Annotated in this window: 20 protein-coding genes and 2 rRNA genes; 9 read left to right on the plus strand and 13 right to left on the minus strand. The window is 57.7% G+C overall.

Features of this window, described 5'->3' with window-relative positions:
* Positions 1-1862 (plus strand): 23S ribosomal RNA (locus VG146_17805); the annotation flags it as partial.
* Positions 1863-2056: 194 nt separating this feature from the next.
* Positions 2057-2172, plus strand: a 5S ribosomal RNA gene (gene rrf / locus VG146_17810).
* 51 nt (positions 2173-2223) lie between these two features.
* On the opposite strand, the gene VG146_17815 is transcribed toward rrf, so the two are convergent.
* The 3 genes from VG146_17815 to lgt form a co-directional block, all read right to left on the minus strand.
* Entirely contained in the window at positions 2224-2625 is a 402-nt protein-coding gene (locus VG146_17815; GenBank protein ID HEV2394211.1) for a hypothetical protein, read from the minus strand.
* Complete coding sequence (locus tag VG146_17820) at positions 2609-2863, minus strand: hypothetical protein (GenBank protein HEV2394212.1); 255 nt, start codon at positions 2861-2863, stop codon at positions 2609-2611. Before VG146_17820 ends, VG146_17815 begins: the two co-directional genes overlap by 17 nt.
* Before the next feature lie 126 nt (positions 2864-2989).
* On the minus strand, positions 2990-3778 hold the full coding sequence (gene lgt, locus VG146_17825) for a prolipoprotein diacylglyceryl transferase (GenBank protein ID HEV2394213.1): 789 nt from the start codon (positions 3776-3778) through the stop codon (positions 2990-2992).
* Between the two features lie 184 nt (positions 3779-3962).
* On the opposite strand from lgt, the gene VG146_17830 reads away from it, so the two are divergent.
* From VG146_17830 to VG146_17845, 4 genes are read left to right on the plus strand one after another with little or no spacing between them, the layout of a single operon-like run.
* Positions 3963-5189, plus strand: coding sequence for a glycosyl hydrolase family 28-related protein (locus VG146_17830; protein ID HEV2394214.1), 1227 nt, complete (start codon positions 3963-3965; stop codon positions 5187-5189).
* A 60-nt stretch (positions 5190-5249) separates the two neighbouring features.
* Positions 5250-6332, plus strand: coding sequence for a 3-dehydroquinate synthase (gene aroB, locus VG146_17835; GenBank protein ID HEV2394215.1), 1083 nt, complete (start codon positions 5250-5252; stop codon positions 6330-6332).
* A gap of 13 nt (positions 6333-6345) precedes the next feature.
* Entirely contained in the window at positions 6346-6972 is a 627-nt protein-coding gene (locus tag VG146_17840; protein HEV2394216.1) for a hypothetical protein, read from the plus strand.
* A gap of 15 nt (positions 6973-6987) precedes the next feature.
* Entirely contained in the window at positions 6988-7554 is a 567-nt protein-coding gene (locus tag VG146_17845) for an aminodeoxychorismate/anthranilate synthase component II (protein ID HEV2394217.1), read from the plus strand.
* A 117-nt stretch (positions 7555-7671) separates the two neighbouring features.
* Here VG146_17845 and VG146_17850 read toward each other — a convergent pair whose 3' ends face one another.
* Entirely contained in the window at positions 7672-8643 is a 972-nt protein-coding gene (locus tag VG146_17850; protein ID HEV2394218.1) for a Gfo/Idh/MocA family oxidoreductase, read from the minus strand.
* Between the two features lie 121 nt (positions 8644-8764).
* On the opposite strand from VG146_17850, the gene lat reads away from it, so the two are divergent.
* Genes lat through VG146_17865 form a run of 3 tightly spaced genes read left to right on the plus strand, consistent with a single transcriptional unit; the run spans position 8765 to position 13277 of the window.
* Positions 8765-10150 carry an L-lysine 6-transaminase gene (gene lat, locus VG146_17855; protein HEV2394219.1) on the plus strand — a complete coding sequence of 462 codons (1386 nt, stop codon included), beginning with the start codon at positions 8765-8767 and terminating at the stop codon, positions 10148-10150.
* The gene (locus VG146_17860) at positions 10147-11730 is read left to right on the plus strand and encodes an aldehyde dehydrogenase family protein (protein HEV2394220.1); all 1584 of its coding nucleotides are present in this window, start codon (positions 10147-10149) and stop codon (positions 11728-11730) included. The genes lat and VG146_17860 overlap by 4 nt, the downstream gene beginning before the upstream one ends.
* 50 nt (positions 11731-11780) lie before the next feature.
* Positions 11781-13277 carry a lipase maturation factor family protein gene (locus tag VG146_17865; protein ID HEV2394221.1) on the plus strand — a complete coding sequence of 499 codons (1497 nt, stop codon included), beginning with the start codon at positions 11781-11783 and terminating at the stop codon, positions 13275-13277.
* Positions 13278-13389: 112 nt separating this feature from the next.
* Here VG146_17865 and VG146_17870 read toward each other — a convergent pair whose 3' ends face one another.
* The 9 genes from VG146_17870 to VG146_17910 form a co-directional block, all read right to left on the minus strand.
* Positions 13390-14169 (minus strand): carbonic anhydrase, encoded by a 780-nt coding sequence (locus VG146_17870; GenBank protein ID HEV2394222.1) that lies wholly within the window; start codon positions 14167-14169, stop codon positions 13390-13392.
* A gap of 75 nt (positions 14170-14244) precedes the next feature.
* Positions 14245-15771: an SPFH domain-containing protein gene (locus tag VG146_17875; protein ID HEV2394223.1), complete on the minus strand. Its 1527-nt coding sequence runs from the start codon at positions 15769-15771 to the stop codon at positions 14245-14247.
* A gap of 6 nt (positions 15772-15777) precedes the next feature.
* Positions 15778-16335, minus strand: a complete 558-nt coding sequence (locus VG146_17880; GenBank protein ID HEV2394224.1) for an NfeD family protein — start codon at positions 16333-16335, stop codon at positions 15778-15780.
* Between the two features lie 87 nt (positions 16336-16422).
* The gene (locus tag VG146_17885) at positions 16423-16746 is read right to left on the minus strand and encodes a septum formation initiator family protein (protein ID HEV2394225.1); all 324 of its coding nucleotides are present in this window, start codon (positions 16744-16746) and stop codon (positions 16423-16425) included.
* Between the two features lie 99 nt (positions 16747-16845).
* A complete protein-coding gene (locus tag VG146_17890) occupies positions 16846-18345 on the minus strand; it encodes an MFS transporter (protein ID HEV2394226.1) in 1500 nt (499 codons plus the stop codon).
* Positions 18346-18501: 156 nt separating this feature from the next.
* Entirely contained in the window at positions 18502-21111 is a 2610-nt protein-coding gene (clpB, locus tag VG146_17895; protein ID HEV2394227.1) for an ATP-dependent chaperone ClpB, read from the minus strand.
* 155 nt (positions 21112-21266) lie between these two features.
* Positions 21267-22142 (minus strand): sugar phosphate isomerase/epimerase, encoded by an 876-nt coding sequence (locus VG146_17900; protein HEV2394228.1) that lies wholly within the window; start codon positions 22140-22142, stop codon positions 21267-21269.
* 298 nt (positions 22143-22440) lie between these two features.
* Entirely contained in the window at positions 22441-22959 is a 519-nt protein-coding gene (locus VG146_17905; protein ID HEV2394229.1) for a response regulator, read from the minus strand.
* 297 nt (positions 22960-23256) lie between these two features.
* Positions 23257-23811: a fibronectin type III domain-containing protein gene (locus tag VG146_17910; protein ID HEV2394230.1), complete on the minus strand. Its 555-nt coding sequence runs from the start codon at positions 23809-23811 to the stop codon at positions 23257-23259.
* Positions 23812-24002: the final 191 nt, after the last annotated feature.

Here is a 24002-nt window from a genome sequence, read left to right on the forward strand (position 1 = left end):
GATTAGTGAGAATGCAGACACGAGTAGCGATAAACCAGGTGAGAATCCTGGTCGCCGTAAACCCAAGGTTTCCTGGGCCAGGTTCGTCCTCCCAGGGTTAGCCGGGAGCTAACGCGAGGCCGTAAGGCGTAGCGGATGCACAGCAGGTTAAATATTCCTGCGCCACCGACATTTTACCATCAGGGACGCATCAGAACACATCAACTAGGCAATCGAATGCTGAGCTTAGGGGCAACCCGAAGCGCATTGGTGGAGAAGATGCCGAGAAAAGCTGATGGGCATACTAAGGTGCCCGTACCGTAAACCGACACAGGTGGGTGAGTGTAAGCGCACTCAGGCGCGCGAGAGAAACCTCTCTAAGGAACTCGGCACATTAGCCCCGTAACTTCGGGAGAAGGGGTGCCCAATGGTGTTGCAGCAATGTGGCGCCGGCGGGTCTCAGTAAATTGCGTTTAGCGACTGTTTAACAAAAACACAGCACTCTGCAAAGTCGTCAAGACGACGTATAGGGTGTGACACGTGACCAATGCTGAAAGATTAAGAGATCTTGTTACCCCGCCTCTTCTGAATTCCATCTATGTTCTATGTTTATGTCTTAAGAAGTCCGAAACATGGCCAAATTTACATCGGCTATAGTTTTGATTTGCGGCGACGCTATCGAGCGCACCAGCAACGCGAGCATAAAGGCTGGTTGCCGGTTTTACTACGAAGCTTACCGCAATGAGCAGGATGCCCGGGACCGGGAGCGTGCTTTGAAACAGTACGGCTCATCCCTCGGGCTCCTCAAAAAGCGCATACACAAGAGCATGGACCTGAGTTTAGAAGTGGCGGGGGAAGCTCGGTCTTTAAGTCCCAGTGAATGTCGGCCGTAACTATAACGGTCCTAAGGTAGCGAAATTCCTTGTCGGGTAAGTTCCGACCTGCACGAATCGTGTAACGACTGAACGACTGTCTCGGAGAGGATCTCGGCGAAACTGTAACGGCGGTGAAGATGCCGCCTGCCCGCAGTAGGACGGAAAGACCCTATGCACCTTTACTGTAAGCTGGTATTGTGTTCTGATTAACTATGCGTAGCGTAGGTGGGAGACTTCGAAGCCGGGGCCTCGGTTCCGGTGGAGTCGCAATGTGAAACACCACTCTTGGCTAATTAGGATTCTAACCTCACTCTGTAAGCCAGATGAGGGACAGTGCCTGCGGGTCAGTTTGACTGGGGCGGTTTCCTCCCAAAGAGTAACGGAGGAGCGCGAAGCTTGGCTCAGCATGGTTGGCAACTATGCGTCGAGCGTATGGGTAGAAGCCAGGTTAACTGTGAGACCTACAAGTCGAGCAGGTGCGAAAGCAGGCCCAAATGATCCGACGGTTTAATGTGGAATTGCCGTCGCTCATCGGACAAAAGGTACGCTAGGGATAACAGGCTGATCGGATCCAAGAGTTCATATCGACGATCCGGTTTGGCACCTCGATGTCGGCTCATCGCATCCTGGGGCTGGAGAAGGTCCCAAGGGTCCGGCTGTTCGCCGGTTAAAGCGGTACGCGAGCTGGGTTCAGAACGTCGTGAGACAGTTCGGTCCTTATCCACTGTGGGCGCAGGAAACTTGAGGGGTTCTAACCTTAGTACGAGAGGACCGGGTTAGACGCACTTCTGGTGTGGCAGTTGTTCCGTCAGGGGCATCGCTGCGTAGCCATGTGCGGAAGAGATAAGCGCTGAAAGCATCTAAGTGCCAAGCTCCTCCCAAGATATTGTTTCCCGGACCGCAAGGTCCCTAAAGACCCCATCTAGACCAGGTGGTTGATAGGTTAGGCGTGTAAGCGGAGCAATCCGTTGAGCGGACTAATACTAATCGGTCGTGCGGCTTGATCGCTTTTTCTTTCGGGAAAAACGTAGAAACGTTAAAACGCTTTTACGTTCACCCGTTGGAATTGCGATTTAACTCGCGAACATGTAATCCCATGTTTCTCCTGTGTGCAATTTTCAGAGAATCGCCGAACCGGCAATCGTTCTTTGTATTTTCGTCTGACCCGTCCGGCCCGCCGGACCTGTCCGGCTCAACAGATTTTTGGTGGCCATAAAGCTGTGGTCCGACCCGTTCCCATTCCGAACACGGCCGTCAAACACAGTCTTGCCGATGGTAGTGGTTCTATAGGCTCCGCGAGAGTAGGTTGCCGCCAGTTTTTCTGATAAGGCTCAACTGCTGAGGAAGCGCAGTTGGGCCTTTTTTTGCGTCATTCGGGAAAGACGCAGGGGATCATCTGCCGCCCATACCTGCGGTAGACCAGGAAATCGGTTCGGTCCACCGTAAACACGACGGGATCGCGGAAGAGCTCGCTCATCCGCACCACACAGGCATCGGCGAGATCCACCTTCTGGTCGCGGTACTTTTTCACTATCGCCCGCACCTCCACGATGTTGTCCTCCAGTTTGAACCCGATTTCCAGGTCGCCCAGGCGCAGCATCTCCAGCACTGGTTCGGGCGTTCCCAAACTGGCGGAAATCTCGGCCAGAACCGGTTCACAGACCAGCCAAGGGGGCGACTGCTTCCGCAAGAGTCTGGCTGCCCACGTATGATGGGCGTCCGCCCGGTCTAAGGCGGCGATGATCAGCCCGGCATCAGCGATCTTTTTCACATTCCATCTTAAGGGCCAGGGCCGCCCGGACCTCGGCATTGGAACTCCCCCGCGAACGAAACTTGCCCAACAAGCGCAGACTCGCAAAGCGGCGCCTGGATTTCAGGGCATTCCCCGCCAGGTCCTTGTCCACCAGATGAAGCAAATATTTTGTTCGATCTAGGCCGGAATCCGCCGCCCGCCGATCGATCTCAGCCACCTTTTCCGGCCGCACACGTAAGGAGATCACCTGTGTCATACAGAACCGTTTACACGAGAGACACCCACCTGTCAAGAAAGGGGATTACAAGCGCAAGATCGATCGCTTATTCTAAGGGGACCAATTTCGTTGATTTTGGTCGCTCGCACTAGCTGTTCGCCTGCACTACGCCGCCTTTTTGGTCTTCAAAGCGCGCCAGAGCAGCACGACCCCTGCAATGATAAAAGGAATGCTGAGCCACTGCCCCACGCTGATGAGGAAGTTCTGCTCATAAGCCGCCTGCCGCTGTTTGACGAATTCAATTAAAAACCGGAAAGAGAAAACACTCACAAGAAACGTCCCCAGGAGCAGGCCCCGGGGCGTCGCCGCGCGATAGCGCCGATAGAGCAGGAGCAGGAGGATGAAGACGAGGGCATAGGCAACCGCCTCGTAAAGCTGAGCCGGATGGCGCGGCATATCGTCTTCCCTGTGAAAGATAAATGCCCAAGGCACGTGTGTGGGGGTGCCCAGAATTTCGGAATTGAACAGATTGCCCAAACGAATAAAGCAGCCGCCCAAAGCGGTCGGCACGACGACCCGGTCCAGCAGCCAGAGGTAAGGCTGATCGGGTCTGCGCCGGCAATAGAGGTAGATGGCGATGAGAACGCCCAGGGCGCCGCCATGGCTTGCCAGGCCACCCTTCCACACCTCAAGAATCTCTAGCGGGTTCTGGAGGTAGTAGGCCGGATCATAGAAAAGACAATGCCCCAACCGCGCGCCAACGATGGTGCCGGCAACGATGTAAACCAGCAAAGTATCCAGGTCGGTTTCATTCTTATGCTCGATGCGAAACTGCCAGCGGGCGATCAGGTAGCCGATGGCGAACAAGGCGGCGAAAAACAAGCCATACCACCTCACGGTTAAGGGGCCGAGATGAAACGCCTCGGGTTGCACGTTCCAGAAGATGTAGGCCATGGCCGAAAGATAAGGACGGCTGGCAAAAGTGAAAGCAATTACACGCGCTCCCCAGGTTTCGCAGAGACGAGGAGAATTCCCATGAAAGTGGACCTTGCATTCTCCGTTCATCGTTCTTATCTAAAGCGCTGTGAATATTCGATGCAATCGCCGCGCCGTTTCGATTTCCCTTTGTTGTTTGCTTTTGAGCTGTGCATCCCAGGCCGCCGACCTTTTCTCCGTGGTGGATTACGGGGCGCGAGCGGATGGCAAGACCGATGAGACAGCAGCCTTTCAGAAGGCGCTCGATGCCGCCTCGCGGGCAGGCGGCGGCATTGTTTATGCCCCACGTGGGGTCTATTTCTTTGCCGGCCACCTGACCGTTCCGAATGCGGTTGCCCTCAAGGGCGTCTGGGAGTCCGTTCCCGCGCATAATGGCATCCGGGACGAAGGGTTTCCCAAACCAACCGACGATGGCACCACATTCCTTGTCACCGAGGGCCGAGGCAGCGAAGACGGGTCCGCCTTTATCACGCTCCACAATAATTCCACTCTTAAAGGTGTGGTCCTCTATTACCCGGAACAGAACGAAGCCGATGAACCGGTTGCGTATCCCTACGCCATTGCCATGCGGGGCAAAAACCCAGCGGTGCTCGGGGTCGAGTTGCTCAACCCGTATAACGGCATTGACGCCAGCCGCAACGAGCGGCACCTCATTCGCGATGTCCAGGGACAACCCCTCCGCCGCGGTATTTTTGTGGATGCCATCTACGACATCGGGCGCATCGAGAATGTTCACTTCAACCCCTGGTGGAGCAATAAGGGGCGACTGTTCAAATGGCAGCAAGAGCACGGCGAAGCGTTCATTTTCGCGCGCACCGACTGGCAATACGTCTTTAACACCTTTTGTTTCGGTTACAACGTGGGATACGAATTCATTGAATCCAAAACCGGCGTCTGCAATGGCAACTTCCTGGGAATCGGCGCCGATGATTGTTTCACGGCCGTGGTGGTTGAGAACTCCGCGCCCATGGCCCTGCTGATTTCTAATGGCGAATTCGTCTCTTTTCACGGCCCTGACCCAACAATGGTCCGGGTCGAGAGCACCAACTCCGGAAGTGTGCGGTTCTCGAACTGCGCATTCTGGGGGCCTTGCAATCAAATCGCCAAACTTGCCGGGCGCGGCACGGTCGGTTTTAGCGATTGCACGTTCGTCCAGTGGGACCGCAAAAAAGAAGGACGCTACGCCATTCAGGCTGAATCCGGCACCGTTCTGGTCCGGGGCTGCGAATTCCGCCAGGACAAACCCCAAATCGAGCTCGGTGAGAAGGTTCGGCGGGCCGTCATTACCGACAACGTGATGACCGGCAAGGTGCGGATCAGCAATCAGACACACTCCGCCGTCTCTCTCGACGGCAATCTGGGCGATTAATCTTTGAGTTTGCGTGGGTTGGTCTTTGACAGAGCGGGGTCAAGGCCTATTCTGGCGGGCGTGCGAACCGTTCACGTGCCCCTGGGCAACCGCAGTTATGATATAAAGATTGGGGAAGGGCTTTTTGCTGACCTGGGCAAGGAATGCTCGCGACTCAAACTCGGAAGCCGCTGCGCGATTATTTCCGACCGGAACGTGGCGCGGTTGTACGGCAGGAAAGCGCAAGAGAGCCTTTCGAAGGCGGGGTTCGAGCCATTGCTGGTAACGGTGGCTGCCGGGGAGACCGCCAAGAGCCTCGAGACGGTGCAGGCGTGCTATGACCGGCTGGCGGCGCATCGGTTGGAACGGGGCTCGTTCATCGTGGCGCTGGGTGGGGGGGTGGTTGGTGACTTGGCGGGCTTCGTTGCGGCGACCTACCTGAGAGGGGTGCCTTTTGTGCAGGCGCCCACGACGCTGCTGGCGCAAGTCGATAGTTCGGTGGGGGGGAAGGTGGGAGTCAACCTCGAGGCGGGCAAGAACCTGGTCGGGTCATTTTATCAGCCGCGGCTGGTGCTGGCGGGTTTGGAGACACTGGAGACGCTCCCGTCGCGGGAATTGCGGGCCGGATTAGCCGAGGTGATCAAGTATGGAATAATCTATGACGCGGCGCTGTTCCGGGAGTTGGAGCGGGGTCTGCCTCGACTGTTGAAGCGCGAGCCGGCAGTTCTGTCGAAGGTGGTGGCCCGCTGTTGCGAGATTAAAGCGGAGGTCGTGGGCCAGGATGAGACCGAGAGCGGGTTGCGGGCGATTCTAAATTTCGGGCATACGATCGGCCACGGGCTGGAGGCCATTTCCCATTACGACAAGTACCTGCACGGGGAGGCCATTGCCATCGGCCAAGTGGCGGCGGCGAAGTTGTCCCAACGATTGCTGGGGCTTCCGGGGGAAGAGGAGGGGCGTATCCGGCGCTTATTTGAGCGGGCGGGGCTTCCGGTGTCGGTGGGACTGAGGCCCTCTCAGAAAGCCAAATTGTTGTCCGCAGTGAAGCTCGACAAGAAGGTGCGAGAAGGGGAAGTCAAATTTGTGTTGATTGAAAGAATCGGCCAGGCCCGGTTCGGGCTCAAAGTGCCCGGGGCACTCTTGGAGAGCGTTCTTGAGTCCTGATGACCTGTTGATTATGGCTGCCGTGAGCGAAACGATAGTGCGCGAGTATTTCGAGCTGCACGGCTTTTTGATTCGGCAGCACCGGAAGTACGTCAGTCAGGCAAAGCGGACGGAGGAGGACGACATAGATTTTTTTGTGCTGAACCCGCATCCGCTGACGCGCGAGGGGGCATTGCCATTTGTGCTGGGCTCGGCGGAGTTGCCATTTATCCAGCGCGCGATCGTGGTGGTGAAAGGGTGGCACACCGAGACGTTCAGCACGGCGCGCCTGGAGGCATCGCCGGAGATATTCCGGTTTGTGGAACCGAAGGTGTTTCAGCAAGCGGTCCGCTCGTTTGGGAAGGACGGAGCGCCGCTGAAGGTGCTGGTGGTGCCGGCGCTGCCGCAAGGGGCTGAAGGACGGGAGCAGAGCATCGCGTTGTTGCGCAGCAAAGGAATCGACGCGGTGATTCCATTCCGAACTATGCTGGGAGACCTGGTGAGCGCGATTGAGGTGAATCGGAACTATCAAAAATCCGATTTGCTCCAGATGATACGTATTTTGAAGAACTACGATTTTTTCCGGGAAGCGCAATTGGAGTTGTTCAAGCACGGGCGCAAGCGCGCCAAAGGAGTTTCCAAACCTGGCGCGGTGGGCTAGAATAAGGGAGAACCAATGCTGCTGGTTATCGATAATTACGATTCGTTCACGTACAACCTGGTGCAATACCTGGGCGAGATGCGCGTCGAGATGCAGGTCCATCGCAACGACCAAATTTCGCTCGAGCGGATTCGGGAGTTGAATCCGGACCGAATTCTAATCTCGCCCGGCCCCTGCTCCCCAAAGGAGTCCGGCCTGTCCAACGAGATTATCCGCACGTTCAGCACGCATTTGCCGACGCTGGGGGTCTGCCTGGGGCACCAGTGCATTGGGCACGTGTTTGGGAGTCAGGTGATTGTCAATTACCGCATGATGCACGGCAAGACTTCGCCGATTAAACATAACGGGAAGGATTTATTTGCGGGGATGCCCAACCCGTTCGCCGCGACGCGCTATCACTCGCTGGTGATTCAGCGGGAGTCGCTGCCGGACTGCCTCGAGATCACGGCCGAAACAGAGGAGGGCGAGATCATGGGGGTCAAACACAAGCAATTTCCCATTTGGGGTGTGCAGTTTCATCCCGAAAGCATCCTGACGGAGAATGGGCGGCAAATCCTGAAGAATTTCATGGCGCTGCGATAGTTTGGGCGACGGCCTTCCTGGCACTTCATGAACGAATTCCAAATCCAGCCTCTAAAGGTTTCGGATTTGCCGCTGTTGCTGGCAATTCAGCCGAAATAACCTTGGAGCCAGCACGTCCTATTGCGCCTCGAACCCGTTCTTTTTTAAAATATCTGCGATCTTCACTGGGGCGCCGCCATTGGCTTTGCTGGCATCGGCGGCTTCCATGAAAGCGAAAATTTCAATGGTCGCGTTGGGTTGAACCGGGGCGATTCCGGTTTGAAAGAATTTAACGATTTGCTCGACTAACGGCAGGTAGCCTTCAAAGGAACCCACTGGGGCCTGGCCCAGTTCGCCTTTGGCCAAGCCGTGAAAGGATTTGTCTTCGCGAAAGATGCCTTTGCGTCCGTCTCTCCAGAGGCCGATGGCTTGGATTTTGCCTTGAGGCGTGGTGCTGCGCTGGACGGATTGGCATCCAGTGCCGAGGACGGTAAAGAGGGCCTCGACCCCGTGGACGCCGTAGTAGAACAGGTCGGGAATGTGGGGTTGCAACTCGCAAGAGCCGTAGATTTCAGCGCTGAAGACCTTGCCGATGGAGCCTTTGCTGACGGCCTGGGTGTTGGCGGCGAAGCGCAGGGCCGAGGCGCTGAAGACGGGCGTCTTGGCTTGCTGGGCGAGGTGAAAAATCTCGATGACATCCCGTAGAGAGCCGGCCATTGGTTTGTCGATGAACAGGGGCTTGCCGGCGTTCAAGACGGGGCGGGCCTGTTCCATGTGTTGCCGGCCATCGACGCTTTCGAGCAGAGCCCCATCCACATTGCTGCAGAGTTCGCCGATGCTGTCGTAAAACTTAACGCCATATTTCTCGCGCAGCGCTTTCGAGTAGCCCTCGACGCGGTTGCGGCTTGCCGGCATGTCCTGGCTGCCACCTTTGAATGCCGCGACGACTTTGGCCCCGGAAATATGGCCTTTGGCCTGCGGATTATTAAGCGCTTCAGTAAAGGCGGTAACATGGGAAGTGTCGCAGCCGATGATACCCAATCGCAGGTCGCCGGCCAGCAACGGGACTATGGGTGTGAACGCCGTCAGCAGTAAAAAAAGAATTCTCATAGGTCGCAGTGCAAGCGGAGAATAGCCGGTGCCCGCTCAAAAGACAAAGTGCATCTTAGCTCCCACTTGAAGAGGCCGATTTCGCAAGTAGAATGTCTTAGAAGAGATTCAAAAAGCCCCTATGCAGACAGTATCAAAAGCCCAAAACACAGCGCGGCTCAAAACGGCGCCGAAGCAGGCGCGGAGCGCCGTTGCCCCCCAGGAACTGATCGCCAGGTTGGAGAAGCATGTCCTGGTGGATGGCCTTAAACTGCTTTTCGATGCCGAGAAAAGCCGCGGGGCGCGGTTTGTCGATGCAACCAGCGGTCGTGGGTTGATCGATTTTTACAGCTTTTACGCCTCCCAACCCATCGGATTCAACCATCCGTATTTTGATCAGCCCGATGTGCAGGCCGATCTCCTGACGGCGGCGAAGGTGAAGGTGTCCAACTCGGATGTTTGCACGAGGCAATACGCGGGTTTTGTGGAAACCTTCGCGCGCGTGATGGGTTTGCCACCGCTCGAACGGTATTTCTTTATTGATACAGGCACGCTGGCGGTTGAGAACGCGCTCAAGGCCGCGATGGATTGGAAGGTGCGCAAGAATCTCGAAGCGGGCCGAGGTGAGCGGGGCACGGAGATTATTCATTTCGAGCGGGCGTTTCATGGCCGCAGCGGTTATTGCTTGAGTCTGACCAATACCGACCCGCGCAAAATCCTTTATTTCGCCAAATTCCCGTGGCCGCGTGTGGTTGCGCCGACATTGGATTTTTCATTGCCGGGTTCCCAGCGCATTCAAGCCGTAGCTGAAAAGGAAAAGGCAGCCGAGCGGCAGATTCGGGAGGTGCTGGCGCAAAAGGGGGCGGACATCGCGGCGATCATCCTCGAACCGATACAGGGGGAGGGTGGCGACAATCATTTTCGCAGTGAATTCGTTCAGACTTTGCGCCGGATTTGCGATGAAAACGAAATCCTGCTGATTTTTGACGAGGTCCAGACTGGGATGGGAGTGACCGGCAAGAACTGGTGTTGCGAACATTTTGGCGTGTTGCCTGACTTACTGGCGTTCGGCAAGAAGGCGCAAGTCTGCGGTGTTATGGCCGGGCCGCGTTTGGACGAGATCAAAGACAACTGCTTCCGGCTCTCGAGCCGCATCAGCTCGACCTGGGGTGGCAACTTCACGGATTACGTGCGTTCAACGCATTACCTGCGAATCATCGAGCAGGAGAACCTGGTCCAGAACGCAAGAATCCAGGGCGAATACATCCTGGCAGGAATTCAATCGCTCGCGCGCAAGTATCCAATACTCTCTGCTCCGCGCGGGCGCGGTCTTTTGCTGGCGTTCGATCTCCCGGACACGAAGGTGCGGGATGTATTCTGGAATGGGACACTGGAATTGGGCTTGCTGGTGGTGCGGACAGGGGAGCGAACGGTTCGCCTAAGACCGATGCTGGACATCCAGAGCGAGACGATTGACGAGGCATTGGCGATTCTGGAGCGGGAATGCCAAAAGCTGGAATGCTCATGAGACGCAACACCCCATCCCCAAAGCCAAGAGGCTCCCGGGCAACCGGCACGGAAGCGTCGGGTGCGGAGCTTCTGCGCAAGCTGGGAGTGGAATCTGACAATCCCGGGGTATTTTGCGGTGAATGGCTGGGCAGCAGCGAAGCAATCGAGAGCAGGTCGCCAATCAACGGGAACTTACTGGCGCGGGTCCACACCGCAACGAGGGCCGAATATAAGCGCGCAGGCCAAGGGGCCAGCTCGGCTTTTGAAAGCTGGCAGGTTCTGCCCGCGCCCCGGCGCGGCGAAGTCGTGCGCCAACTCGGCAACGCCCTGCGCCTGGCCAAGCCGGACCTGGGCCGGCTCGTGACACTGGAGACGGGTAAAATCCTCGCCGAAGGCGAAGGAGAGGTCCAGGAGATGATCGACATCTGCGATTTTGCGGTGGGCCTATCGCGTCAACTTTATGGACTGACGATCGCCTCCGAACGCCCGCAGCATCGCATGATCGAGCAGTGGCATCCCCTGGGAGTCGTGGGCATTATCAGCGCGTTCAATTTCCCGGTGGCTGTATGGTCCTGGAACAGCGCCCTGGCGGCTGTGTGCGGGGACTCGACTCTTTGGAAACCCTCGACTCAGACCCCTTTGACCGCCATTGCCAGCATCAAAATCGCTGAGCGGGTCTGCCGGGCCAACGGTGTGGACCCGGCCATCTTCAGCCTGGTTATTGGAGAGGGGGCGACGGTGGGTGAGCAATTGATCAACGATCGGCGCGTAGCGCTGGTCTCGGCGACCGGTTCAACGAAGATGGGGCGGCATGTAGGCGAGAGAGTTGCGCGGCGAGTTGGCCGTTGCTTGCTCGAATTGGGCGGCAACAATGCGATTATTATTGCCCCGAGCGCCGATCTGGCTCTGGCCACGCGCGCAACCTTGTTCGGCGCGGTCGGCACTGCAGGTCAGCGCTGCACCACGACGCGGCGGCTCATCATCCACCAATCGATAGAGCAGGCGATCAAGCGCCGGCTTCTCGATGCCTATCGCCAAGTGCGGATTGGGAATCCGCTCGAACCCGGCACGCTCATGGGGCCGCTGATCCGTCCGCAGGCGGTGGCGGACATGCAGGCGGCATTGGAAAGCGCGCGCCGCCAGGGAGGCGAGGTCCTCTACGGGGGCGAACCGCTGACGGGTCCTGATTTTCCCGGAGGCTGTTATGTGCGGCCTTGCATTGTTGCCGCCACGCATACGATGGAGATCGTTCGACAGGAGACCTTCGCGCCGATTCTTTATCTCATGACCTATCGAGATTTGGGTGAGGCGATTGCCTGGCATAACGAAGTGCCGCAAGGACTCAGCTCGGCGATCTTCACTAACGACTTGCGCGAGGCCGAGCGGTTTCTCTGCTCGACCGGGAGCGACTGCGGCATAGCCAACGTGAACATTGGGACTAGCGGCGCCGAGATAGGCGGCGCGTTCGGCGGCGAAAAGGAAACCGGGGGCGGCCGCGAGAGCGGCAGCGATGCCTGGAAATCCTATATGCGCCGGCAAACGGTGACGATTAATTATTCAAAGGACCTGCCTCTGGCCCAGGGAATTCTCTTCGAGTAATCGGAAGGTTATCGCAGGTTTTCGCGGGCACTGGGGTGCAAGTGGTTGTTATGCCCGACTGGCTGCAAACTGCAAAGGGCCCGGACCCAACCACCTACGCGTTGAGCGCATGGTTATTCCTTCGGCTGCTTGGCCTTATTTATGTTGCGGCCTTTCTTTCGCTGGCAGGACAAATCCATGGTTTGGCCGGACGCCACGGCATCCTTCCAGCCGCCGATCTGCTTGCCTCGTGCGAGCGGTTGGGGCGAAGGCGTTTCTATCGCGTGCCCACGTTGTGCTGGTTTAGCGCCAGCGACGGGTTTCTCTCGGTTTTATGCTGGAGTGGCGTGGTGCTGGCGCTGCTTCTGGCCTTTGATGTCGCTCCCTTGCCTGCACTGATTTGCTTGTGGGTGCTGTATCTGTCTCTTTTTCGGGTGTGTTCGTTGTTTCTTTCTTATCAATGGGACGTGCTTCTCCTGGAAACCGGGTTTCTTGCGATTTTTCTCGCGCCGCCTGAGCTTGCGCCACAGTTCCCTCCCATGCGCGCGCCGCCGTTGATTATAGTCTGGGCGCTTTGGTGGCTGCTGTTCCGGCTGATGTTCTCTTCGGCCGTGGTCAAGTTGCGCAGTGGAGACCCGGCCTGGCGCAAGCTGACTGCCCTGCGCAATCATTACGAAACCCAACCGCTCCCAACCCGGTTGGCCTGGCATATTCACAAGTTCCCTTTAGGCTTTCACAAAGCTTCCGCCGTTTTCATGTTTGCCATCGAGCTGGTTGTTCCCTTTTTCATCGCGGGCCCGGACGCCGCCCGGCACGTTGCCGCGGCCGGATTTGTCCTGCTCATGATTCTTATTGAGGCAACTGGCAACTATTGCTTTTTCAATCTGCTGGGCATTGCCTTAAGCGTGCTGCTCATCGAGGACCGCGCCCTGGCAGGACTTTTGGGACGGCTCTTTCCCTTTCTGCCAGCGTATTGGGCCGCTCCGTCGGCGCCGCTTAGGTGGATTTGTTTGGCCGTTGTGCTGCTCGTTTTTATTCTCTCGGTTGAGCCGGCATTGCGCCTGTTTCGAGTTGGGTTCACCTGGCCCAAGCCCTTGGCGCGATTCATCGCAGCGCTTGCCCCCTTTCACCTGGTCAGCAGCTACCGCTTGTTCGCCCTCATGACAAGCGAACGTCCTGAGATTATTGTCGAGGGGAGCAACGACGGTGTGGAATGGCTGGCCTACGAATTCAATTGCAAGCCGGGGGAGCCGAAGCGCGCGCCGCGGTTTGTCGCGCCGCATCAACCGCGATTGGATTGGCAGATGTGGTTCGCGGCCCTGGGCTATTTCGAGGCGAACCCCTGGTTTTTCAGGTTTCTGATGAGATTGCTCGAGGGTTCCGCGCCGGTATTGGGATTGTTGAAGGAAAATCCATTCCCCGCCGGGCCTCCGCGTTTTGTCCGGGGCGTGGTGTATGATTACCGGTTCACGACACGCGCTGAGCGCTGGATGGCAGGCGCCTGGTGGAAGCGGGAACGGCGGGGGTTGTACAGCCCGATCGTGGAGCGCGGGGAGCGTGGGATGTGAGGCTGGACAGGAGAGAACATCAACGGTCGAAAACCGAGGGTTCAGTTGATGCCGTTTTAACTCAATTGAGCTAAAGGATATCCTCTACACGACCTGACCGAGACAAGTAAAATCAACGGGAACCGCGGCGCAGGAATATCTTCGGGCGCATGGGGGGTGGCAGCGGAATTTTGGGCGGTAGGGGTGGAGTGGCTTGTGGAGGGGCAGGGGGCGCGGGGGGCTGGGAAGAAGCGGCTTCCATGTCGTGGATTTGGTCGCTCAGCCAATTCTCGGTGTTGGTGATCACTTCGCCAATCTTCGTTTCGGGGAATTTCATCTCGCCGATATTGAAATCGCTGAGTGGCTTGAGGGCATCCACGGTACGGCCGGCGGACTTGACGACTTCATTCCAGCGGGCGGCCACGGTGCTCAGGGTCTCGTAACCGTTGACCAGCCATTCCAGCTTCCCGGACTCGACATCGACGATGAGGCCGTGCACGGGGAAGCGCGGGCCCAGCAGCGGGCTGCTGCGGGCGATCTCCGTGGCCTTCATCACGTTCTGGCGTTCGTTGCTGAACATGCCGAAATACTCGCTGATATTATCGGGCAACAGGTGGCGCTCGACCCCAAGGGCCTGCAGCTTGTCGATGAGCTGCATGATGGAGGTTTTGCCGACCAGGCAATCGGTATGCCCAATGATAGCAATCTCCCTGGCGCCTTTGACGGCGCATGCCAGCGCCACCGAGCGCATCGTGCTGCTCAGCGGACCGGTGATGATGTTCCCGGCGTTGCGCAACCAGATGAACTGGTCAGGAGGAACCCCCAGGACTTGGGGCAGAATCGAGTTGAGCCGCGGGTCGATACACGTCAGCGCCACGATCGGCAATTCGTCGGCAAAATCCGCCGGATGCACGCCCGCGTTTGGATCGCCGGCAAGGGCGCGCTGATTCGCATCGAGTATGGCTTCAAAAAGACGCGTAACTCACCTCTATTTATCTTCCACCCGGGGCGGAGTAACCGATTTGCGCAATGACGGGACCTGTTCGAGCAGTTTCTCGAATTTGATGCCCGTCAGGCTCTCGATGATGGGAGGCAATTGCGCTACGATTTGAGTGACATCCCCGGTCACCTTGCTGGCGCCGCCCCCCACTCCATTGCCCGAGTTGATGATGATCATCTTCTCGGTCTTGGCCAGGGGTTCGCTGATCTTGCCAGCGACTTCGGGCAGGACACGGATGATCATCTCGACCACCGCCGCTTCATTGTATTGTTTAAAGGACTCAGCTTTGACGCGCATCGCTTCAGCGGTGGCTTTGCCCTGCGCCTCGATGACAGCGGCGTCTGCCAAACCTTTGGCCTTCTGCGCTTCTGCTTCGGCAACACCAGTCGCCTTCGTCACATCCGCATTGGCAAAACCTGTGGCCTTAACCGCTGCGGCTGTGCCCGCCGCCTCGGTCTCCAACTGGAATTTGCGCGCATTGGCGAGCGTCTCAACCTTGTAGCGCTCGGCGTCGGCGGGTTTCTGCACATTGGCTTCCAGTTCGCGCTGTTTGCGCAGGATTTCCTGCTGTTGCAACTCGATCTGCTTTTGTTTCTCGATGATGTTGACCTGAATCTCTTCGGCCTTCACGAGTTGGCCGGTTTTGTACTTTTGCAAGTCGTAAGCCAAGTCAGCCTCGGCCTTGCGCTGGTTCACCGCAGCCTGGTATTGGGCGACGTTGGTCTGGTAATCGCGTTGCGCCTCGGCGATTTTTGTGTCAGCCGCGAACTTGGCTTCCTGGCCGGCCTGCTGAGCCTGGGACGAACGGATCACCGCGTCCCGGTCCGCCTCAGCCTGGGCAATCTGAGCATCGCGTTTGACCTGCGCAATGCGCGGTTTGCCCAGGGCATCCAAATAACCCTGCTTATCGCGGATGTCGCGAATGGTGAAGCTGACGATGCCCAGGCCCATGTTGGCCATGTCGCCGGCAGCGACTTCCTGGACCTTCGAGGCGAAGGCGTCACGGTTTTGGTAAATGTCCTCGACGGTCATGGTGCCCAGGATGGCGCGAAGGTGGCCTTCCAGGGTTTGGGTGGCGATGTTCTTGATGTCCTCGGTTCCCTTGCTCAGGAACTGCTCGGCGGCCGTGGCGATAGAGACGTCGTCGCCTTTGACTTTGATCTGGGCGACTCCATCGACGAGCACCGGCACCCCTTTGCTGGTGTACACCTCCGGGGTTTGCACATCGATGGTCAGCAGTTCCAGGGAAAGGATGTCCACCTTTTCAATGATCGGATACACGAACACGCCACCGCCTTTGACAATGCGGAAGCCGACATCGCGCAGGGTGCCGTCCGGATCGACCATGTGCCGTTTGCGCCCGGAAATGACCAGCACCTGGTTGGGGCCGACCTTGGTATATCGGCTGGCCCAAATGATAAGAAAAAGGAAAACAACCAGCAGAATTACCCCCACTGCCCCGATGAGCAACGGAAGAGCAATCTCGGCGAGCAGAGGAGTCAGGAGAGCGTTCATGTGAATTTAGTTGAAGGGTTCGACGTAAAATTGCGTGCCAATAACGCGTGAAATGCGCACGCTCTTGCCACCGGCTATCGGCGTCCCGTTCTCGGTGCGCGCCGGGGCCGTGTAACGCGTGCCCCCCTGGACGTAAGCAATTTCCCCAACACCGTCCTGGGGAATGGGAGTGATAATGGAAGCGGTTTGACCTGGGAGCGAGGCCACCTGCGATTCACTCGAGCTTTGGGTCTTCTTGAACATGCTGTTGAATAGAAGAAAGACCAGCCCAGCCACTATCCCGCCGCTGACAGCCGATAAGGGAGCGCTGGCCCAGACATTCTTCGTAATCTCGATATGGCTGAACACGATGCCGAACGCGCCGAAGGCCGTGATAAACGAGGCCAGCACTGTGGGGCTGAAGAAGGAAATCCCGGGCATGCCATGGGTGTCCAGGCCCGCTTCCGCATGGCCCCCTGTTCCAAGATCGCCCCCTTCGTGACCTCCGCCAAAAAAATGCCCTAAAAACGCGCTAATGATCGTGAAAAACAAACCGAGAGCTAAACATCCAGTGTAGATTATCATATTAGCCTCGCTCAATTCATATACCTGATGATAGAGTTTTCTCCACCCCAGGCAAGCAAGAAACGCCAGCAAGAAACGCCAACCCGCTTAAAAGTGCGGCGGGGAATTTGTCGCCGGTGCGTCGAAGCGGAACACCGTTTCTCCCGGTTTGGCATAACCCAGGCGCTCGCGGGCCAATCGCTCGATAGCTTTCGGGTCGTGCCGCAATGCCTCGATAGAACCCTTAAGCCCCTTTCCGGCTGCCTCCTCTTTTTGGATTTCAGCGTCCAGCCGCAGGATTTCTTTGCGCATCCGCTCGTTCTGCTTGATTAAGGGCAGATACCAGACCGCTACCGCCAGGAGACCTGCCAGAAACAACAGAAAAATAACCAACCGGGTCAACTTATCCCAAATGCCCAGGTCCACGTTCATCGTGCCCAGTAAATCACGCGCACTTCAGCGAGTAAATGCTAATATGCCGGGTTAGCGGGCTGCGGGCTGCGCTCCGTCCCCAGGCGCAGCCGACCAGGTTTAATCCTCCCTTCCGACCTCGTGCACGCGGATAAAGCGGCGGAAAACAAGGAGACCCGCCGGCGCGACGAGTGTTGTCAGGCCGAGGATTAACCACAGGGTAGCTGGGTGTCGAGGGCCAGTCTCGGGGCAGTATTTGGCAAGAAGCACTCCGCCAAAAGAGCCCACCATCAATTTGGCCAGCAAAAAGGGCACATAGGAAAGCGCGCCATAAGAGGCCTCTTGTCCCTTGGGGGCAATGGCGGCGGCATACTCATACACACGCGGGGAATAAAAGGCCTCGCCCAGGGACAGGAGCACCACAAACAGCGCGATCATGACGTAGTAAGGATGCACAACGCCGGTCAAGCCGAGATACCAATGGCCAAGCCAATCTCCCAAGCCCCCGTTCGCCAGGGGGACAAACCAAGGCGCAGGCAGCGCCATAATGAATACGGAGGCGGCGGAAATGCTCCCGCCGATGATTACCATGCGATAGGCCGAAAAACGCTGCGTCAGGGCCCCCACCAACGGCACCAGGAAGATCACCAGGTAATTATTGATAGCCCAGAGCCGGCCAATCGGGGCGCCTTCGCCCAGCTCGCGAATCCCAAACTTCGGATAGACATAATCCATCTGCTTATAGATTAGTTTAATGAAAGCGATGAGAACCAGGAAGGCCAGCAGCCGGTAAAACCCGGCCTGCCGAAAAAGCCGGCCAAGGAGCTGGAGGGTCTCCGTGACGCTTTGGCGCAGGGTCCGGCGGAAGGCGCTCCAGAGGCTCAAAGGCGGTTGCGGGGCCACAGCCGAGGGTAACGCGAGCCCTTGGTCCGTCGCCACAGCGCCCGCGCGCAAAAAGTAAAGAAACGGCAAGAGAGAGAATTCGAGGAGCAAGCTGACGAGAAACAAAGTTCGGTAGGTGCTCAGGTGCAGGCCGAACAAACTTGCTCCCCTATACTCGCCGAGGTCACGCCGCAGGTCATCGAAGATATAAGCCGCGAGCAGGAAGCCGACGTTCATCATGGTGTAAACAATCGAAAACGAGATCGAGCGCTGGCGCGTGCTCGAGTAGCGTTGCGTGGCGGCTATCATCACCGGGGTGCCAAGCGCCTCCCCAAAAGCCAGAGGGAGCAAGCCCCCTCCCAAAGCCAGCCATGGGGCACTGGCAAAAACCATTACCGTCCGGGCGAGGATGCAAATCCAGACGCCAATGAAAAAAGTTTTGCGCAGCCCAAGCACGTCCGTGAGGGAACCGACCAGCAAGGTAAACAGAGTCATCAACGCGGACCACGCGGCAACCAGCGCGAGGGACTGCTCGTCGCTGTAGCCAAAATCCGATGACAACCAAAGGACCAGGGTGGAGTTGGTGAGCGCGTAAGCGGCAATGCCGAGGAACTTGACAATAAATACCAGCCACAACTCGCGAATGGCGCCCTTGAGCACGGTGAATTTTCCCAGGAAACGGGCGAGGCCTGTTTGGGTGGAAACCCTCGCTTTGGCTTCCGGGGTTGCGGTCGTCATTCTAATAATGAAACGCCAACCGCCGTGCGTGGTAAAGAACGAAACTCTTACAGACGCCGATGAAATCGGGGCTAATGATAGAGTGGAAGCAACGAGCCTCCATTCCTGAGTGTAGGAGACGACGTAAGGAGTCTCTGATCAGCAGCAATCCCTCTTTCAGCCCTTCTTCTCAAACTCCAACTCCCCGTCATGAGCCACGACTTTGATTCGGTCGCCGGCTTTGAAGTCGCCCACCAACAATTTGGTTGCCAGCGGATCAAGCAACAAATCCTGAATGGCGCGCTTGAGTGGGCGCGCGCCAAATTGCGGGTCGTAACCCTCCTTTGCGATGAGTTGCTTGGCCGAGCGGTCCACATCCAGGCTGAGCTGCTGCTGGGCCAGGCGCTTTTCGAGGCGGTTGAGCTGGATTTCCACAATGTGCGAAATCTGTTTCTCGTCCAGGCTGTGGAAGATGATGATGTCATCGACGCGATTGAGAAACTCGGGCCGGAAATGGGCGCTCAACTCGCTGCGCACCAGCCGCTCCATCTCGGCATGGTCCTTGGCGCCTAGTTTGCCTGTGCTGTAGTACTCCTGGATAATGGGCGAGCCGATATTGCTCGTCATGATGACGATGGTGTTTTTGAGATCCACCGTCCGCCCCTGGCCGTCGGTGAGCCTTCCATCATCAAGAACCTGCAACAGCACGTTGAAGACATCGTGATGGGCCTTCTCGATCTCATCGAGCAGCACCACGCTGTAGGGCCGGCGGCGGACCGCCTCGCTGAGCTGACCGCCTTCCTCGTAACCGACATAGCCGGGTGGGGCCCCGATCAAGCGCGCCACAGTGTGCTTTTCCATGTACTCGCTCATATCGATGCGGATCATGGCGTTCTCATCGTCAAACAGAAACTCGGCCAAAGCCCGGGCGGTCTCGGTCTTGCCGACCCCGGTCGGGCCGAGAAAGATAAACGAGCCGATCGGGCGGTTTGGGTCTTGCAGCCCGCTGCGGGAACGGCGCACGGCATTGGAAACCGCCTCGAGCGCCTCTTTTTGGCCAACAACCCGCTGTTCGAGGCGCTCTTCCATCTTGACCAGCTTTTGCCGCTCGGTTTCGAGCATGCGCGAGACGGGAATCCCGGTCCAGGACGAGACGACCCGCGCGATGTCCTCATCGGTTACCTCCTCATGCAGCAGGCGCTGGCCGGGAGGTTTGTCGCGCAAGGCCTTTTCGGTTGCGGCCAGCTTTTGCTGCAGCTCGGGCAATTTGCCGTACTGGATTTGCGCGGCGAGGTTCAAGTCGCCTCGGCGCTGGGCTTGTTCGAGTTCGAGCTTGGCTTGTTCGATTTGGCTGTTGACGATGCTGACGGCGTTGATAGCCGCCTTTTCATTCTGCCACTGGGCTTTGAGCTGTTTGGACTTGTCCTTCAGGTTGGCCAAATCCCGTTCGAGCTTCTTGAGGCGCTGCCGTGAGGCCTCGTCCTTCTCCTTTTTGAGGGCGTTTTGTTCGATCTCCAACTGCATGATCAGCCGTTCGAGTTGGTCGATCTCAGTGGGCATCGAGTCCAGTTCCATCCTCAACCTCGAGGCCGCCTCATCCACCAAATCGATGGCCTTATCGGGCAGGAAGCGGTCGGTGATGTAGCGATGCGAAAGGGTCGCAGCGGCCACCAGGGCGGCATCCTGAATCCGCGCGCCGTGATGAACTTCATAGCGCTCCTTGAGCCCGCGCAAAATCGCAATCGTCGCTTCCACGCTCGGCTCGGAGACATAGACCGGCTGGAAGCGACGCTCGAGCGCCGGGTCTTTCTCGATGTGCTTGCGGTACTCGTCGAGGGTGGTGGCGCCGATTGCCCGCAGCTCGCCCCGAGCAAGCTGCGGTTTCATAATATTGGCTGCATCCGTAGCTCCCTCGGCCGCCCCTGCCCCGACCAGCGTGTGCAACTCGTCGATGAACAGGATGATTTTCCCCTCGCTCGCGACGATTTCTTTCAGAAACGCTTTCAAGCGGTCTTCGAATTCGCCGCGGTACTTTGCGCCGGCTATCATCGAGCTGAGGTCCATCGCCATCAGCCGCTTGTTCTTGAGCGTCTCCGGCACGTCCCCGCTGACAATCCGCCGCGCCAGGCCCTCAGCAATCGCCGTCTTGCCCACGCCCGGCTCCCCAATGAGCACCGGGTTGTTCTTGGTCCGCCGGGTCAGCACCTGCATCACCCGCCGGATTTCTTCGTCCCGGCCGATAACCGGGTCGATTTTGCCCTGGCGCGCCAGAGCGGTGAGGTCGCGCCCATACTTCTCAAGCGCCTGGAATTTGTCCTCCGGGTTTTGGTCTGTGACTCGCTGATTGCCCCGCAGGTCGGCCAGGGCGCGCAAGACCTGGTCGCGCTTGAGACCGTGAGTTTGGAAAATTCTCTTGAGCGATGTGTCGCCCGCTTCGAGCAATCCCAGCAACAAATGCTCGGTGCTGATATAATCATCCTTGAGTTTGCCCGCCTGGGCCTGGGCGGCATCGAGTGCCTTTTTGAGAGTCGAGCTGAGAAACAGGTCGGCCGAACTGGTCCCCTGGACCTTATGGCGCCGCTCCAGCTCGGCTTCCAGGTCAGGCTTAAGCTTGGCGGGTGGAACACCGATTTTTTGCAGCAAATCCGGGATTAAGCTCTCCTCCTGGCCGATGAGGGCAAGCATGAGGTGTTCGCCATCGACTTCCTGGTGTGAATAGCCTTGTGCAATGCGTTGCGCCTCCTGCAACGCCTCCTGCGATTTTATCGTCAACCGGTCGAGTTGCATACCCTTTATGTCCTACTAACATAGCAGAACGCTGGCAAAGTGGAAATGTTTCGCCTCTCCGGCGGAGACTCCTTACGTCGTCTCCTACAAAGGATTGGAACCGACCCCAAAAGGTGGCCGCGAAATCTCACCCTGAGATTGACAGGCACAGGCTCTCAAATCGTCGCCAGCACGCCGTGGATATAGCCGAACGATTCGCGCATCCCTGGCACGGGGTCATCGGGCTTGTCCTCGTACTCGAGTTCCACGTCGTACGAGTATTTTAGCTGCACCAGCGTCTTGAGCACGGCCACAATGTCAATGATGCCTCGGCCCACTTCGACAGGCTTGCCTTTGGGCGTCGCTGACGTGACGTCCTTGATGTGGAAGTCGTAAAGGCGCTCGGCGCACTTCTGCATGACTTCCACCGGGTCCTCGCCAATTCGGACAGTGTGGCCCACATCCATGCAGATGCCCATGAGCGGGTCGCGCTCCTTGATCAGCCGCAGCACATCCAGCGGGGAAGGATACTTTTTGTCTGTTGGTCCGTGGTTATGAATGGCGATACGAATGCCATATTGCTTGGCGAACTTCTCGACCGTATCCAGGGCGTCGGGGTCGGGGCTGCAGATAATGGTGGGCATCCCGGCGTCGCGCGCGTAGTCGAACACGTGTCGAATCTCGTCCTGGTTGTTCTTCATATAGATGACGCCCCCGCCCATCAGCACCAGCCCGGCCGCCTCGACCTTCTGATGCGCCTCCTGCCGTTGTGCCGCCGTGCTGTTCAGCGGCAGATGAAAATCCTTCAGCGAAATATATTTTATCCCGGCCTGTTTGGTCTTCGCGAGGGCATCGTCCAGGGTGAGTTTGCGCAGGGTATAAGACGTGATGCCCACTTTGAGCCCATCCCATGGCTCGCGCTCGGCCTTGGTGACGGCGGCCTGACCTTCACCCGGAAGGGTGGCGGCGGCGGCCAAACCTGCTGAACCGAGCAAACCCCGTTGGAGGAAGTTGCGCCGGCTGAGGATTGTGGAAGCGGTATTGTTTTTCATCACGCCCCCATTCCAAATGGAAAAGAGATTTGTGGCAAGCACGAAGGGGAGGGCAGCCCATCGCGAAGCGTCGTGGACTGCGCCAGTCCTCTGGCGCTTTTGGCCAGCCTTTGGGCGCGAGTTCCCACTCTAGGGTCCAGTGGCACTGAATTGTGCGGCCATGGTGGAGTGGAAGGACATTCAAAAGCGGTAGAGGACTACCGCAGTCCAGGACGCTGGCGCGCCCTCCGGCACCGGTCCAGGAGGATTTGCGGCTTCTGCAAGCAAAGATTCCTCACGGCCTGCGGCAGCCGACGCCTCAGGACGGATTATCCGGGGCGTGATGCTCGAAGAGGCGCTGCAGCTTCGCCGAATAAGAGGACAACGGCCAGGCGGCCTCCATCAACGGCGCAAATTGGTTGTGCTCGAGCCACCAGCCCTTCAGCAGGTGGGCGATACGCACGTAATGCGTAAAGTCCGACGGTTTCACCAGGAAACAATTGGCGCCCAGATCATAGGCCAAGCCGACATCCCCGACGTACTGCGCCGTGGTAAAAACGACAACCACGATGCGTCTCAAACCCGGTTGGGAACGAATCCACTGGAGCACCTCGCGCCCGGATTTGTGGGGCAGTTTCAAATCCAACAGGATGAGGCCCGGCAGGGGGTACCGGGCTCGATTGGCATACGGCCCGGCGCCGGCAAGATAATCGATTGCCATTTGGCCATCCGTGGCAACCTGTAAGGGGTTGGTTATTCCTGCCTCGCGAAAAGAGCGTTGCAACAGGAAGACATCGTTCGCATCGTCTTCCACCTGGAGAATGCAGGTTTTGTTCACCGGCAAACCTATCAGACAGAGCCCTTGCTGTCCAACCAAAGAAACCAAAGAACGTAATCGGTTAGTGACGGCGGGCGCTGCCGCCTAAAGGCGGCGTTCCGCGCGTCCGCAACGCCGGCTTCAGCCGGCAGCCCCGTAGTCACTGAGGCATTACCAAAGAACCTGCTTTCAAGGGGCGCACGACAGGATTCTTCAGGGCTGACGGCTCGGTGTATATATGTTCCCCATATACTTTTGAAAGGGGTTCCCTGGAAAAAACGCGCATCCGAAGAATCCTGTCGTGCGCCCCTGGGGCTCTTAAGGCGCTATTTGGCGCAGGCGATAAAAGCGGCTGGGGGCATTGGTAGTCGAGTCGGTGAATTGAAAAAGTCCGCTTAGAGCGTTGGTAACGCTGCCTATCGATGTCCAATTGAAGAGATTGCTGGAGACCAACACCTCGTAGGCGTATCCAATGGGCCCTGTTCCGTTCAATAGCGCCTGGTTTCCCACGATGGATATTCCCACGGTCGGAGGCGAGCTTTGCAAAACAGGCACAGAGTAGCTAATTTCCTGTGAAAACGGGCTTTCCAGCCCCAGGCTATCATAGGCGGTAACCGCGAAATAATAGGTCATCCCCACAAGCAGGCTCGAAACGGTGGCCGTGGTATTGGTTCCTGCATCCGTCACATTGTTATAGGCCTGGCTAATCGTCCCGCTATAGACCCGGTATCCGGCGATATTGCTCGAAGGGCTCGGGTCCCAGGCGAGTGTGACGTTGGCCACCGCTTGCGCCGGGACATTCTGTGCAGTCATTCCCATCCATCCCGCTATCAGCCCGGCGGCCACAAGCCGCTGTAATCGTCGCGCAAACATAGTGGCTAAGTTTCTCTTTGCGATAAGGCGGACGCGACTCGAATGATCCTAAGACCAACCAGGAAATTCCTTGGTAACCGGTGTCCTCACTCCCCGGCGCCGAGACCATGCTGGCAAAAGCCCGCAATTCTCTCCCCATTTGGCGGCGCGCGGGCAATGTCCCGGTACGCCAACTGCTCCTGTAATTTTCC

This window comes from Verrucomicrobiia bacterium (assembly GCA_035946615.1).
GTDB lineage: Bacteria > Verrucomicrobiota > Verrucomicrobiia > Limisphaerales > UBA8199 > DASYZB01.